The sequence below is a fragment of the Bacillus sp. FJAT-50079 genome, assembly GCF_018343515.1.
Classification (GTDB): domain Bacteria; phylum Bacillota; class Bacilli; order Bacillales; family Bacillaceae_C; genus Lederbergia.
The window spans coordinates 343,515-358,448 of sequence record NZ_JAGYPD010000005.1 but is presented as its reverse complement, the minus strand read 5'-3'; the positions used below and the strand labels follow the sequence as shown (position 1 = coordinate 358,448).

General features: G+C 36.5%; 14 protein-coding genes. 10 read left to right on the top strand and 4 right to left on the bottom strand.

All coding sequences use genetic code 11. The features are described 5' to 3' along the window. Positions 1-7: 7 nt before the first annotated feature. The gene (locus KHA95_RS15370) at positions 8-1,087 is read left to right on the top strand and encodes an NAD(P)H-dependent flavin oxidoreductase (protein WP_213138397.1); all 1,080 of its coding nucleotides are present in this window, start codon (positions 8-10) and stop codon (positions 1,085-1,087) included. Positions 1,088-1,141: 54 nt separating this feature from the next. Continuing rightward, positions 1,142-1,561 (top strand): FosM family fosfomycin resistance protein, encoded by a 420-nt coding sequence (gene fosM, locus KHA95_RS15365; protein ID WP_213138396.1) that lies wholly within the window; start codon positions 1,142-1,144, stop codon positions 1,559-1,561. A gap of 565 nt (positions 1,562-2,126) precedes the next feature. Here the strand turns inward: fosM and KHA95_RS15360 are convergent. Further along, complete coding sequence (locus tag KHA95_RS15360; protein ID WP_213138576.1) at positions 2,127-3,137, bottom strand: zinc-dependent alcohol dehydrogenase; 1,011 nt, start codon at positions 3,135-3,137, stop codon at positions 2,127-2,129. A 157-nt stretch (positions 3,138-3,294) separates the two neighbouring features. Beyond that, positions 3,295-3,876: a TetR/AcrR family transcriptional regulator gene (locus KHA95_RS15355; protein WP_213138395.1), complete on the bottom strand. Its 582-nt coding sequence runs from the start codon at positions 3,874-3,876 to the stop codon at positions 3,295-3,297. Between the two features lie 129 nt (positions 3,877-4,005). Here KHA95_RS15355 and KHA95_RS15350 point away from each other — a divergent pair, with 129 nt between their 5' ends. After that, positions 4,006-5,007, top strand: coding sequence for a VanW family protein (locus KHA95_RS15350; RefSeq protein ID WP_481748448.1), 1,002 nt, complete (start codon positions 4,006-4,008; stop codon positions 5,005-5,007). Positions 5,008-5,059: 52 nt separating this feature from the next. Here the strand turns inward: KHA95_RS15350 and KHA95_RS15345 are convergent, their stop codons facing one another. Next, complete coding sequence (locus KHA95_RS15345) at positions 5,060-6,097, bottom strand: DUF5050 domain-containing protein (RefSeq protein WP_213138394.1); 1,038 nt, start codon at positions 6,095-6,097, stop codon at positions 5,060-5,062. Positions 6,098-6,165: 68 nt separating this feature from the next. Beyond that, on the bottom strand, positions 6,166-6,663 hold the full coding sequence (locus KHA95_RS15340) for a dihydrofolate reductase (RefSeq protein ID WP_213138393.1): 498 nt from the start codon (positions 6,661-6,663) through the stop codon (positions 6,166-6,168). Between the two features lie 103 nt (positions 6,664-6,766). Between KHA95_RS15340 and KHA95_RS15335 the strand changes: the two genes are divergently transcribed. The 7 genes from KHA95_RS15335 to KHA95_RS15305 all read left to right on the top strand — a co-directional run bounded on the left by KHA95_RS15335 (position 6,767) and on the right by KHA95_RS15305 (position 14,906). Beyond that, positions 6,767-7,468: a class I SAM-dependent methyltransferase gene (locus tag KHA95_RS15335; protein ID WP_213138392.1), complete on the top strand. Its 702-nt coding sequence runs from the start codon at positions 6,767-6,769 to the stop codon at positions 7,466-7,468. A gap of 15 nt (positions 7,469-7,483) precedes the next feature. After that, positions 7,484-7,960, top strand: coding sequence for a GyrI-like domain-containing protein (locus KHA95_RS15330; protein WP_213138391.1), 477 nt, complete (start codon positions 7,484-7,486; stop codon positions 7,958-7,960). Positions 7,961-8,207: 247 nt separating this feature from the next. Next, positions 8,208-9,941: a sensor histidine kinase gene (locus KHA95_RS23285; protein WP_213138390.1), complete on the top strand. Its 1,734-nt coding sequence runs from the start codon at positions 8,208-8,210 to the stop codon at positions 9,939-9,941. A 5-nt stretch (positions 9,942-9,946) separates the two neighbouring features. Next, complete coding sequence (locus KHA95_RS15320) at positions 9,947-11,509, top strand: response regulator (protein ID WP_213138389.1); 1,563 nt, start codon at positions 9,947-9,949, stop codon at positions 11,507-11,509. 148 nt (positions 11,510-11,657) lie between these two features. After that, positions 11,658-13,004, top strand: coding sequence for an ABC transporter substrate-binding protein (locus KHA95_RS15315; protein ID WP_213138388.1), 1,347 nt, complete (start codon positions 11,658-11,660; stop codon positions 13,002-13,004). Positions 13,005-13,136: 132 nt separating this feature from the next. Continuing rightward, positions 13,137-14,036 (top strand): carbohydrate ABC transporter permease, encoded by a 900-nt coding sequence (locus KHA95_RS15310; RefSeq protein ID WP_213138574.1) that lies wholly within the window; start codon positions 13,137-13,139, stop codon positions 14,034-14,036. 21 nt (positions 14,037-14,057) lie between these two features. Beyond that, positions 14,058-14,906 (top strand): carbohydrate ABC transporter permease, encoded by an 849-nt coding sequence (locus KHA95_RS15305; RefSeq protein WP_213138387.1) that lies wholly within the window; start codon positions 14,058-14,060, stop codon positions 14,904-14,906. The last annotated feature ends 28 nt before the right edge of the window (positions 14,907-14,934 follow it).

The following is a 14,934-nucleotide window of genomic DNA, read 5'->3' as shown; positions in this document are numbered from 1 at the left end:
GTATACGATGTTACGTAATGACTTGACGGACGATCTACAAATTGAGCATCCAATTATTCAAGCGCCAATGGCAGGTGGGGTAACAACATCATCACTTGTTTCTGCCGTTTCCAATCATGGTGGTCTTGGTATGATCGGAGCAGGTTATATGAGTCCTGGTCAAATACGCGAGCAAATTAAGGATGTAAGGAAATTAACTGCAAACCAATTTGGCATCAATCTATTTGTCCCTAATGAATTTACAGTGAAGGAAAACGACATTGTAATAAGTAATCAGTTATTGCAGCCGATACGTGACCAATTAAACATAAAACAAGAAAATGTGAAGCTTCCTAGTCCAAAAGAATATTTTCATATTTTTCATGAGCAAATACAAGTTATCATTGAAGAGAAGATCCCTGTTTGTTCTTTTACGTTTGGCATCCCGTCAAAAGAAGTCATATCCGCTTTAAAACAAAAAGGGATCATATTAATAGGGACTGCTACGACAGTGAAGGAAGCAATTGAAGTCGAAAAAAGCGGGATGGATATCGTTGTCGTGCAAGGGAGTGAAGCAGGGGGACATCGTGGGAATTTTATTTCTTCCGCAGAAGATGGCATGATCGGTTTAATGTCGTTAATTCCTCAAGTTGTTGACCATGTCAGCATTCCTGTCATCGCTGCCGGAGGAATTATGGATGGAAGAGGGGTGATGGCCGCCATTTGTTTAGGAGCAAAAGCGGTGCAAATGGGTACAGCCTTTTTAACATGCAGCGAGAGCGGGGCACATCAAATGCACAAGGATGCGATCCTTAATAGTGATGAAGATGAAACAGCAGTAACGCGCGCTTTTTCGGGAAAATGGGCAAGAGGGATAAAAAATCAATTGATTCGGGAGATGCAAGATTTTGAAGTGGATTTTCCAGTTTTCCCAATACAAAATACACTTACTCAATCAATTAGAAAAGCATCTAGTAAACAAAATAATTGCGAGTTCATGTCTCTTTGGTCTGGACAAAGTCCGAGATTGGCGAAAAATCAAAGTGTGGAATCGTTAATAAACGCGATTATTTCTGAGGCGAAGAAAATAAGCATGGCAAATCATTAAAGTTTTTCGTCCATTGCGAAGTCCTTATCCACTATTAAAATAGAGGAGATATTTATGATCAAAGGGTTTAATCATTTTCTATTCTCTGTTTCTCATCTAGAAACATCGATCCAATTTTATCAGCAAGTGTTCGACGCAAAATTATTAGTAAAAGGGAGGAGCACCGCCTATTTTGATGTAAATGGGATGTGGTTCGCTTTAAATGAAGAAAAATTAATTCCCCGCAATGAAATCAAACAATCGTACACACATATTGCCTTCACAATTGATGAAGCAGATTTCGATCAGATGTATGAAAAGTTAAAGAAGCTACAAGTGCATATCCTTCCAGGCCGTCCAAGAGATAAACGGGATAAAAAATCGATCTACTTTAGTGATCCCGATGGACATAAGTTTGAATTTCATACAGGTACTTTACAAGATCGTTTAGCTTATTATAAACAGGAAAAAGAGCATATGAAGTTTTTTGATTGAAAAAGAGGTGCGTCAAAATAGGCGCACCTTTTCTGTATAACATTTTTAGTCGGCAATGATGACCTTTGGGGATGATTTCACTTCATCATCTATTTTTTAATTTTCCCTTGCTTAGCTAGGAGACTTATATCCATATGGAGCGTATCAAAAGAAATGGTGAGTTCCTTTGATAACGGATAATTTAAGTGTCTTTTTGATTGTCAGTCATTCGATAATGTTCTGTGGTCTTTAGACTGGAGGATTCTTTTCACCCATTGATAGACGTTTTTGCTCCCCTTGCATTAAAAACGACTACTGACTAGATTTATATATTACGCCTGAAAAGGCTGATTGGAATATATATCGCTTATATGATCAGTCGAAACAATAAGAAATATTCCACGGTGTGCCGAGAAGCATAATTTTGAGAAAATGAGGCTGGGACATAACTTAAGTGATCAATTCCATAGGCGAAACAATGCAATACCTTAGCGAAGTATATGTCTGAAGTAAGTCATTTGCAGTAGCTAGCGTTCGTATTTTGATTTGATAAAAACCTTTTGTCCCAGCCTCATTTTATTAATTATTAGGTCAAATCCACTACTACTTTAATCGTTTCACTTGCTTCAATCGCTTTATTGAACGCTTCTTGAATGCTATTTAAATGATATACTTGCGTTACCATTGTCGCGATAGGTGTTTTTCTTTCGTTAATATGGGCAATGACTTTTGTAATATCTTCATGTGTATAGCCACTTGCACCAATAATTTTAACTTCTTTACTCATCACTTGTGCTAGATTGATAGGAACTTCTTGCTTGTATACGGCGATAATTGCGATTCTTGCGTTAGGTTTAACAATGTCCATTACTTCTTCAAATAGAATTGGGGCGCCGGCTGCATCGACAAAGGCATCTACATTTGGTACATCCATACCGTATACATTTACTTGACCAAAGTGCCTACTCAAGCCTTTTGCTAATGATTCTTCTTTCGTATTGATTGTTTTCGCTCCTAATTCTCTTGCTTTTGCTAAACGCCAGTCATCGATGTCAACAACCGCGACATTATAAATCCCCTCCCCAATTAAGCTTGCAGCAGCGGAGAGGCCGATCGGCCCAGCTCCTAAAACGACAATATTTTCGCCAATTTGTGGATTGGTACTAAATGCACCATGAAAACCGACGCTCATCGGTTCCATTAGTACGGCTTCTTCAGGCGTTACATCGTCTGCAAATTCATATAAATTGTAGTTTAAGGCAGCGTCCTCAACTAATACATATTGCGAGAAGCCACCTACTTCAAGCGAATAACGGCGTCCCGCACGTTTAGCTGTAATTGGGTTGAGGCCTACTCGCATTCCTACTTTTACATCTGTGACTTCTGCACCTATTTTAACGACCTCACCAAATAATTCATGACCAAATTCTTTTCCGAAGCGAATCCCCATCTCATTTCCAGCTTTAATAATATTAATATCTGTGCCACAGATTCCTCCGCGCAAATTACGGATTAGAACATCTTTTGGTCCAACAGTTGGTATAGGACGTTCCTCAACACGTACATCTTGCTGCCCGTGATAAATACCGGCTTTCATCAATTTAGACGACCCCCTTAAATAAATAATTCTCCTTTATCGTAAAAGGAATTTAAGGATTCCACAATCTACAGTTCGTTAGATGATGACAATTAAACTACATATAAATGGATAATGTAAAAAAATGATTCAATCTTAGACAAATGTGAATGATATGTTAGCGGATTTTAGGGAAGAAAGGATTCAGTTTAACCATTTGTTTCGCTAAGTAATGTGGAGAATAAGGCATATCTTCACCTAACCAAAGTGCAATGGTCCCGACCATTGCAGATGTCCCGTACCAGGCAGCAATATCTTTTGGGATATCTGAGCCTTGAAATGCAGGAGAAGTATGAGTTTCGTCTTGTAAAATCATTTTTTGCATCAATTCTATAAGGCGTGGCGTGAAATATGGAATACTTTTGGAAACCATTAAAGTTTTATAAATATGAGAATTGGCAGAGATGTATTCAAGAAAGGTGACAAGTATATTAAGCTCATAGTCGGGCTCCTCAGGTGCGTCATATTTTGCCATCAAAATGGTTTCAATCTCATCGAGCAGATCTTGTAAAAATTGTTCGATAAAATCATCCATATCTTGATAATGGAGATAATAGGTAACTCGATTAATTTCAGCCTTTTTTGTAAGAGCTTGAACAGAAATTTTGTAGAATTCTTGCTCTTCAAGCAGGGAAATAAACGCCTTTTTCAAATATTTTCGAGTTCGATATACCCTTAAATCATTGGAAGTCATAGACATACGATCGCTCCTTTAATAAACACTATGTAAATTATAATACATATTGTTGTTGGTGAGAGAAATGTTTGGCATATAAAAAATTGAGCTGAATACAATGAAGAGGTGAAATAAGACAAAGAAAGATGGGAAATGATGAAGACATTTCGCTCGCTCATGATGATTGTATTCGTTGCTAGTTTAATAGGAATGGCAGGATGCGCCAACAAAAACGCAAAAGAAGAAGAGTTGGAGGAGAAAATCGCTGAATTACAAAAGAAAATTGATATGTACGATAAAAAAGAAGAAGAGACACAAATAGAAGTGGAAAACCCGATGACAGTGGAAGTGGTCGATCCGAGGACAAATGAGGTCATTCAAACGTTTTATCCTCTGGAAATGGACATTAACGATGAAGAAAATAAAAAGGAAATCGAACAATGGGCAAGGGAGTTGGCGAGAGGAACAGAAACAGCGGAAGGCTATGACCAAAGAATGATTCCGGATATAATAGGTGAAAACGGACAGGTCATCAAAGGAACTCCTCGAGTGATTTTAGAGGAAGCAGAGCTATCTGAAAAAGTGATCAACGCCTTTAAAGATGGAGGCATCGTAGAGCTACCTCTTTATGTAAGCGAAAGCGGATATAAACCGGAAGAAGTGCCGCAATTGGAGGAAGTAGTCATCGCATCCTATTCAACAACTTTTGATAGCAGTGTAGCCGGAAGGACGAAGAATATTGAGCTTTCCGCAGATGCGATCAATAATGTCATTGTTGGAGTTGGGGACATATTTTCCTTTAATACGACGGTTGGTCCGAGTGATGAGGAACACGGTTATCAAAAAGCAATGGAAGCGTTAAATGGAAAACTCGTTGAAGGGATCGGTGGGGGCATTTGCCAAACTTCATCGACCTTATTCAATGCGGTAGATAAACTTGCTGTTTCATATGTGGAAAAACATCATCATTCCTTAAATGTTGGTTATGTTCCAAATGGACGGGATGCGACGGTATCATACGGTGGCTTAGATTTTCGCTTTCAAAATACAACGGGTATTCCATTTTTATTAAAGGCATATACAAAGAATGGATCGCTTACTGTCGAATTAAGAACATCGCAGGAAAATCAACTCATATTGAATGAATCATCATGAGTAAAAAACAAGAGGTGCAACAGCTTCATGGCACCTCTTGTTAAACCTATGATTATTGTGCATCGATAAATAATTCTTTTGATTCTCCTGTTTCTCGATTCATAAGGATGATGGCACCAACCCCTTGGCGGGCATAATCTCCAAGCAAATATTGATCAAAAAGATAGATTGAAGTTATATATGCACCCAAATCTGTTTTATCTTCACCAGATGTATTAACAGAATAGATGGAACGATCAACTTCATTTTCAGCTGTTGAGTAATATATCGTATTTCCATCCACATTAAAAAAGTCAACTGGTTCTGTAATGATATGGTATTTTTCCTTATCTGCCAATGAGTAACGGAAAAGCCCTGACTCACCTTCAAAATGGGTAAAATACAGATTATTTTCCTCAAAGACGAAATCCCCGTAGCTCTCTAGAAAAAGTTCTTCAGCTTCTGAACCTTTAATATCACCTAAATGATAACCAGCATGATTATAAAAAACGATTTGATTTTCAAACACACTCATTGAAAAAGCGGTATAAGGAAGGGAGACTGCTTCTTTCTCATTGATATTCATTGTATGGACCTTATCATCCATAATAAAGATCAGGTCATTACCAAAAACATGTAATTCGCCAACAGGATGTTCTAATACAACACTTGCATCACCGCCATCTACGTTCACTCTATTGATTGATAAGTGAATGGGATACATGTCGTCATAGTCTAACTGTACATAGTAAATCCAATCCCTGACCAGTTGAATATTAGTGACGGGATGCTCAGTCAACTTACTTACTTCCGTCCCATCGGCTTTCATTTTATATAAATGGTTTTCATCAAAAAGATTGGCAAAGTAGACCCAATCATTCGCATAAATGAAACGTCCACCCGCCTTCACATTTCCGCTAGAATGAATAAAAGATGGTTGACCTTCTTGTTCTACCTCATGGTCATCAACTTCAGCTAATTCGTTATTTGCCGCTATATCCTCTTCTTGTTGTCCAATATTGACTTCCTGATCTTCTTGTATATTCTCTGTCGCTTTCGAACAGGCACATAGTAAGAACATACTGATCAAGATAAAAATCCCCTTTTTCATTTCAAGCAAGCTCCTTTTATCTATTTAATCTTCCCACTCCTTATTCATATCGGAAGCTGCTTTAATAATTAAAGAGTCGTTCTTTTTCTTTCATACAGATGAAAATAATAAACAAAAGGATTCTTTTCATCAGTGATGCCCTTTTCAACGGAAACCTCTTTCCATTCTTCATGATCAAAGTCTGGAAAATATGTATCTCCTTCAAATGAATGATGAATCTTTGTTATATACATCCTTTCAACATAAGGAAGAAACATTTGATAAATTTGTTCTCCTCCGAAAATAAATATTTCCTCTTCACCTTTACACAGTTCAAAAACATCTTCAATAGTGTGGGCAATTTCACAGCCATCGTATGTACAACGACTATTTCTAGTAAGTATAATATTTCTTCTTCCCGGCAAAGGTCTCCCAATCGATTCAAAGTTTTTTCTCCCTAAAATAATCGGATGCCCCATTGTTATCTTTTTCAAATGTTGCCAATCCCTCGGTAATCTCCAAGGAAGATCATTATTCTGACCGATCACACGATTTATATCCATCGCAGCAATTAAAGAAATGTTCACGTTAGCTCCTCCTTTTTCTATATCGTACCATGTGATGGAAAAATAGAGGGATTTACATTTGCATATCGAAATGATCATTAGTTAAAAGAAATGGAGAGAAATCATGGATAGAATTGAATTTATCAGAAAAGAAGAAAAGGAATATCACGATTTTTGTTACGATCATTACAAGCTTTTTGAAGCAGGATCATGGCTTCATAAGCCTGTTAAAACAGTGATCGATCTTATTCCTCTCTTGGCTGACAGCCCGCAACCAATGATTCTTGATTTAGGTGCGGGTGTAGGGAGAAATAGCATTCCATTGGCCAAAGCGATAAAAGAAAAAGAAGGAAAGGTCATCTGTGTTGATCTGCTAGATTCGGCATTAGAAAAATTAGTGCAATATAGTGAAAAGTATCAAGTGAACGAAGTGATTCAAACGGTTAAAGCTGACATTGAACATTATCCAATTAATCCCGATGAGTTTGATCTGATTGTTGCTGTTTCCAGTCTTGAGCATGTACGAACAGAAGCGATTTTTACTAAGACGCTTGAACGAATGGCGAAAGGGACGAAAGAAAATGGCATCAATTGTATTATCGTCAATTCTGAAGTGGAAGAAATAAATATTGAGACAAATGAAAAACTCGATGCATTGATTGAGCTCAATATCCCTACAAACGAGATGATAAAGAAGTTACAGGAGGCATACTTGGGTTGGAAGCAATTGGATACGATCGTAAAACGATTAGAATATAAAATTGTTAGAAATGAAAAGCCAGTTTTGTTAAAGACGAATGCAATTACTTTTGTTGTTAGCAAATGAATAGGAGGGTTTCGGATGGTTGGAAAAAATCGTGTAGCGCTGAAAGGATTTATCTTTATCGGCATTCCAGCTCGGACAAATAATCGGGCAGAAATGAATGGAGAAGGGGTGATCGCTGCGCAGTGGGAAAATTTTTACAAATTTGATCTGTGGAAGAACATACAGAATAAGAAGAATTCCTCTATTATTGCTTTATATACGGATTATGAATCGGATGAAGCGGGAATGTATACATTTGCAATTGGAGCTGAAATAACAGAGGCTTCAAGTACTGTCAAAGGAATGAAAACGATTGAGATCCCTAAAGGCAAGTATGTAATATTCACAACGAGAAAAGGACCCGTCCAAGAAGTGGTTGTTGAAGCATGGCAAGAAATTTGGGAATGGACTCAACATAATGAGAGGGCTTTCTCCACTGATTTTGAAGTATATGATGAGCGGGCGGCCGATCCTGAAAATAGCCAGGTCGATATATATATTTCAGTGAAATAAATTTAATGGCAAAAGAGCACTTATAATAAGTTGTTTCTTTGTTATTTTAAATTGCGTGAAGCGAATATTTTAAATCTTCAAATTTCGGTTGCGGACTACTGATAAAACTGTTTATACTTAAGTAATAAATGTGAATTAAGACCTAATGATGATAATGAAGTTTTTTTTCTTTCAGCCTAGTCATTACAGGAATAACAATATAACTGTGAAAGTTTCAAACCCTGAACAAATGGTTAGGGGGGAAAGAGTGAAGATAAGTCGCTTATTTAATTATTTTAATACGATCAAAAATAAAATCTTCTTTGTTACCTTATTCCTACTATTTCTATTCAGTTTAACAGTACTTTTTTTATTTCACTATTTTTCTAAAATGTACGAAGAACGGATTTACACCGAGTCAGCCGAAAGTCTGCTTTTATGGTCAACGATATTAGATGAAGAGCTGAAAAAGGTGGAAAAAATGTCGTTTCAAATTAGTACGGATAGTATGTTCCAAATGTATTTGCGTACGATTAAGTCTAATCCTCTTGATTACCAAGCATATAAGACAAGGATGATGCTCACTGAACGATTGGCTGCTTATGCCAATATGGAGTGGTATATTACATCTGTTCAAATGATTGACTATCATTCAGAGCCTTATATTGGCGGATATGATTATGGCTCACATCATGATTTAGAAATATATAACGAAGAAATCTATAATTTTCAAGGGGCGAATGTGTGGGGAAGTTTAGAACAAGATACGTTATTATCCGCTAGACAAATTCGACGGACGGAAAATGTTAAGCTGGATCATCTTGGCATCCTTTATATAAAAATTGATACAAAGAATTTACTTAGGAAGCTGTTGAATTACCCGATTGATCGTAAAATTATTATTACAAAGGGGGATGACATTCTTTATAAGGATGGTCTGTCTGAAAGCGGTATCGATGAATTTCTTGAAAGAGATACATATGGTCAGAAACGTGGTTATCATATTAGTGAAATTGAAGGGAAAAAATCTTTTATTACATTTCAAACATCTGCCTATTCAAATCTAACCTATTATCATGTTCTTCCTTACGATCATATCGCGGAAAAAACGAAGATTATCACCCATGTAATGATCATGTTTTTTATCTTTATGATCGTGTTAACCGTTTTTATCAGTAGAAGAGCGGCAAAGGCGATATCAAAGCCGATTGAAGAATTAACCGAAAAAATGAAGCAAGTTCAGACAGGAACGTTTGAAGACTTGCATTTTACGAATGAAAACTATCAAAAAGACGAAATTGGCCAAATGCAAAAACATTTTAGTTTAATGTTAAAAGAAATTAACGAACTAATTAGAGAAAATTATCAAAAACAGCTAATTATAAAGGAGACGCAATATAAGGCACTTCAAGCACAAATTAATCCACATTTTTTATACAATACACTTGATTCAATTAATTGGCTAGCAAGAATGAATAAACAAGATAAGATTTCGAGTCTAGCAGAGGCATTGGGAAATATGATGAGAAATATTATTAGTAAAAAGGCCCCCTTGATCACGATTGAAGAGGAATTTGATATTGTTCATCATTATATTACGATTCAAAAATATCGTTATGAAAAGAGGCTTCGGTACACAATTTATGGAGAAGACGACATAAAAAAATATAGTATCCCAAAATTAACGATTCAGCCAATTGTCGAAAACGCGATCCAGCATGGATTGGAGGAAATAGTTTCCGAATGTGAGATTACAATTTACTGTGAAACGCTTGAAGATCAACTGCAAATTATAGTCATTGATAATGGTCCAGGTATGGAAGAGGAAACCATCCAAACCATTTATGAGGGGAAAATACGATCAAAAGGTTCCGGAATTGGTCTATTTAATATAAATGAACGAATTAAATTAATGTTTGGGAATGAATATGGAATTCACATCGAAAGTAAAAAAGGTTCTGGAACAAAGGTTGTTATAACCTTACCTTTCATGACGAGGTGAAGAAATTGTATAAAGTTTTATTGGTCGATGATGAGATTCATATTTTACAAGGAATCGCGATGCTTGTAGATTGGGAAAAATGTGGAACGAAGCTCGTTGGGGAGGCGTATCATGGCCAAATGGCCTTAGAGTATGTGGAGAAGCGTGTCCCTGATATTGTCATAACCGATATAAAAATGCCTGGAATGAATGGAATTGAGCTAATTGAAAAAATTCATACGTCATATCCACATGTAAGGTTTATTATTCTTTCGGGTTATGATGAGTTTGAATATGCCAAAACAGCAATGGCATACAATGTAAGACATTATTTGCTGAAACCGAGCAATGAAACAAAAATTGAACAAGCCCTTCTAAAAGTTGTCGAGGAGATCAATGAACAAAAGCGAAAAGAACAATTCCTTTCATCAATGAATCAAAAACTGGAACGAATTCTTCCGCGAGCGAAGGAGCAATTTTTAAAAGATTACATTACAAATAAAAAATATGGAGTGAAAGAGTGGGAATATTATCAAACTCTTTTTGATATTGAAGTAAACAACATACAATTCCGGGTGCTCATATTAATGATTGAAAACGAACATGAATATGAACATATTTTTGCTTTGAAAGAAACGCTTGCAAATGAAATAAAAAAGTGGCCGGTCTTATTAAATACAACGATTGGTGAGAAAATTATTATAATCACACAAAATATTGAAGTGGAGCAGTTTATTGAATTATTAAAAGGTGTCCAACAAATTTTTACAAATGTTTATCAGCTTACGTTTACGACGGCAATAAGTAGTTCAGGTTATATACAAGAAGTGCGAAAACTTTACAATGAGGCACTGGATTATTTAATGAGGAGATTCTATTTAGGAGAAGGAAGTATTATTACGAAGCAAGATTGTGAAGAAAAAGAAACGAATGAAACAAGTTTCCAATTTGACCACGAAGAACTCATACGCGCAATTCGTAACGGCGATTTAATTAGGGTTCGCAGCTATGTAGATCAATTTTTCGTTCATTTACAACAGGATATGTATGATGAGCATCTAGTGAAAACACATAGTTTAGAATTATTTATGTCGATGATTAGACAAGCAAATAAAGAGCATAGGGATGCCTTATTTAAACAAATCATTCAATTAGTCCAATTATCTACATTTGAGCAAATTAGAGAGTTTATGGTGACGATTGCACAGGGGGTAACTCGACTCTATTATTCAAATACGAAACAAACACAAAGCTCAATTATAAAAAAGGCAATCGAATATGTGGCTGAACATCTTAACGAGGAAGGATTGTCGATTACGAAAATTGCAAATGAAGTCGTTTATATGAATTCCGATTATCTTGGGAAATTATTTAAAAAGGAAATGGGAGAGAAATTTTCCACCTATTTAATAGACCAACGTATTAAAAAGGCAATTGAATTATTTGAACAACCAGAAGAAATGAAGACAATAGAAGTAGCAAAGAAAGTAGGATTCGGAAATAATCCCCGCTATTTTAGCCAAGTATTCAAGAAGCAGACAGGTTTTACGCCAACGGAATATAAACATCATCATGGGATTGTTCAATAGTTAAAGGAGGAGGTAAAAAATCTTCCTTTTTCTTTTTGTCTAATTTTTATACATTCACCTCTGATTTTTTTATTTTTCGAAATGTTGAAATGCAATATAGTAAAGAGGATATAGAAAGCGTTTACAATAAAAGGATGGAGGGGGATTAATGAAGAAATATTTGCTCTTAATATTAACAGTTGTATTTGCTGTTGTATTAGCTGCCTGCTCCGGGGGGACAGAACAAGGTTCATCAAGTACAAACGACACTGGAAATGAACAAGAAAAAGAAAACAAAGAAGAACAACCGGTTAAAGAAGAACCAGAACAAGTTACATTAAGAATGTCGTGGTGGGGCTCCCAAGGAAGACATGATATGACGCTAAAAATTATTGAACTGTATGAAGAGCAAAATCCGCATGTGAAGATTGAACCTGAGTTTACTGGCTTTGATGGTTATTTTGAAAGAATGGCCGCACAGGCTGCTGGAAATAACTTACCTGATATTATGCAGCAAAACTTTGGTGAATATTTAAATTTATACGCTTCACAAGGATTACTGGCTGATTTAAATCCTTTTGTTAAAGATGGAACGCTTAATTTAGACGGGGTGAGCGAAACGGTAATGGATTCCGGTATAAAAGATGACAAACTATTAGGCATCCCTACTGGAACGAATGCATTAACTGCCCTTTATGACCCTGCGATGATGGAGGAAGCCGGGGTAGAAATGAAACATGATTGGACATGGGAAGACTATGAAAATGTTGTTACAGCTGTAAAAGATAAAACAGGTAATTTCGGTGCAAGATTACCAGAGCCGAAAAATATTTTTGAATATTATTTAAGAGAGCAAGGATATCGCTTATTTAACGATGATGGAACAGGATTAGGTTATGATGATGATCAATTACTGATCGATTATTTTAAGCTTAACCTAAAGCTGTATGAAGCTGGTTCACTGCCTGGCTATGACGTGATTCAACAAGTGCAGGGACCGGAAGATGAACTGATTGTTCACGGGAAGGCTGCCATCGATTGGAGATGGTCAAATCAAGTTGGAGTTGTGACGACTGCATCTGGAAGAGAACTAGAATTAAATCTATTGCCTGGTGCAAACAATACAAAAGGGATGTATTTAAAACCAGCTATGTTCTGGTCCATTGCAGAAAATTCCACAAAGAAAGAGGAAGCGGCTAAGTTTATCGATTTCTTTACGAATAATATTGAGGTATATAATATCGGCGGTACAGATCGTGGAATTCCAATTAAAGAAGAAATTAGGAATGCCATGTCAGCTAATTTAGGGGACGTCGATAAAAAGGTATTTGAATATATTGAGTATGTAACGGAGAATAGCACACCAATTGATTCCAACTTCCCGCCTGAAGCATCCGAAGTATTAACGGAATTAGCGAATGTGGATGAGATGGTCATGTATAAGAAGTTGTCACCTGAAGAAGGGGCAGCGGAATTTAGAAAAGAAGCGGAGACGATCTTGAATCGCAAGAAATAAACGTAAGAATCGTACCTTTAATAAATGGTCCTGTGTTCATGTAAATGACCAGGACCATTTATATCAGGAGAAACTTGGGAAAGGGTGAGTATGGTGGCAATAAATAAACTAGAAATAACACCCGAAACACCGATGAAAACGCCGCGAAGGCGAAAATTAAAAACCGATTATGAAAATCGTATGGGCTATCTTTTTATTTCACCTTTTATTATTGGCTTAATTGGTTTGACCCTTTATCCGATTTTATATTCATTATATTTATCATTTACCGATTATACGATGGGTGGTCAAGGCAATTGGATAGGACTGGGAAATTATGAGCGGATGTTTACAGCGGATAAAACTTGGAAGGAATCATTAAAAGTAACGTTTTTTTACGCGGCTACTGCTGTACCAATAAGATTGATTTTTGCTTTATTTGTGGCAGTTGTTCTAAATAAAGTGGTAGAGGCTGTTGGTTTGTATCGTACACTCCTTTACTTGCCGTCTGTTGTTGGAGGAAGCATCGGTATTGCGATCATGTGGAGACAATTATTCGGAATTGATGGGGCGCTTAATTCAATTTTAGCAATGCTAGGTTTGCCTACTCATTCATGGTTAGGCGATCCAGATACAGCCATTTGGACATTGGTTGCTCTATACGGGTGGCAATTTGGTTCATCTATGTTAATTTTCCTTGCTGGGCTGAGGAATATACCACAAACGTATTATGAAGCATCAAGCGTAGATGGAGCTAAGCCTTGGCAACAGTTTATGAAAATTACGATTCCACTGCTCACTCCGGTTATTTTATTCAATACTGTAATGCAAACGATTCAAGGATTTATGGCCTTTACGCCTAGTTTTATCGTAACAAATGGAGGACCAATGAACAGTACGTTATTATATGTTCTTTATATGTATCGAAGAGCGTTTGAATTTTTTGATATGGGTTACGCTTCAGCGATGGCGTGGGTAATGCTGATTATCATTGCTTTTTTAACCGCACTTATTTTTAAGAGTTCAGATAAATGGGTACATTACGGTGATTAATAAGGAAGGGAGCCTACCAAGATGGATATAAGGACGAAAAAAAGGAATAACAAAATACTTTTACATATAGGGCTCATCATTTTTACCGCAATCATGCTGTACCCACTTGCCTGGATGACAATGAGCTCCTTTAAGGAAAGTTCCACCGTTTTTGTTGATGCTCATAAATTAATTCCAACTTCATGGGATTTTTCGAATTTTAAAGAAGGATGGAAAGGATTTGGAGGCATAACATTCTCCACCTTTTTCAAAAATTCCTTCATTATTACGTTTATATCAACAATTGGCAGTATTATCTCATCCACTTTTATTGCCTATGGCTTTTCAAGGGTGAAGTTCGTCGGAAGAAATATTTGGTTTGTATTAATGATGCTGACAATGATGCTTCCATATGAAATGGTCATGATTCCACAGTATATTATGTTTAATAGTTTTGGGTGGATTGATACGTATCTTCCATTAATTTTGCCAACCTTTTTCGGAGTGCCATTCTTTATATTTTTGATCATGCAGTTTATTAGAACAATTCCAACCGAACTAGACCAAGCTGCGAGAATTGATGGCTGCAATACAATTTCAATTTTCTTTAGAATTATTGTGCCATTAGTTGTTCCGGCAATGATGACAGCAGCTATTTTTTCATTCTATTGGCGCTGGGATGACTTTATGGGACCATTATTATACTTAGTTACTCCTGAAAAATATCCTGTTTCTTTGGCATTAAAGCTTTTTTCGGATCCTAATGCGGTAACGAACTGGGGGGCTATGTTTGCGATGACGACGGTTAGTTTATTACCCGTCTTTATTATCTTTTTTATCTTCCAAAAATATATCGTGGAAGGGATTAGTACAAGTGGGTTGAAATCGTAACTTGTCCATTCCGATTGCTTAGGAAGGA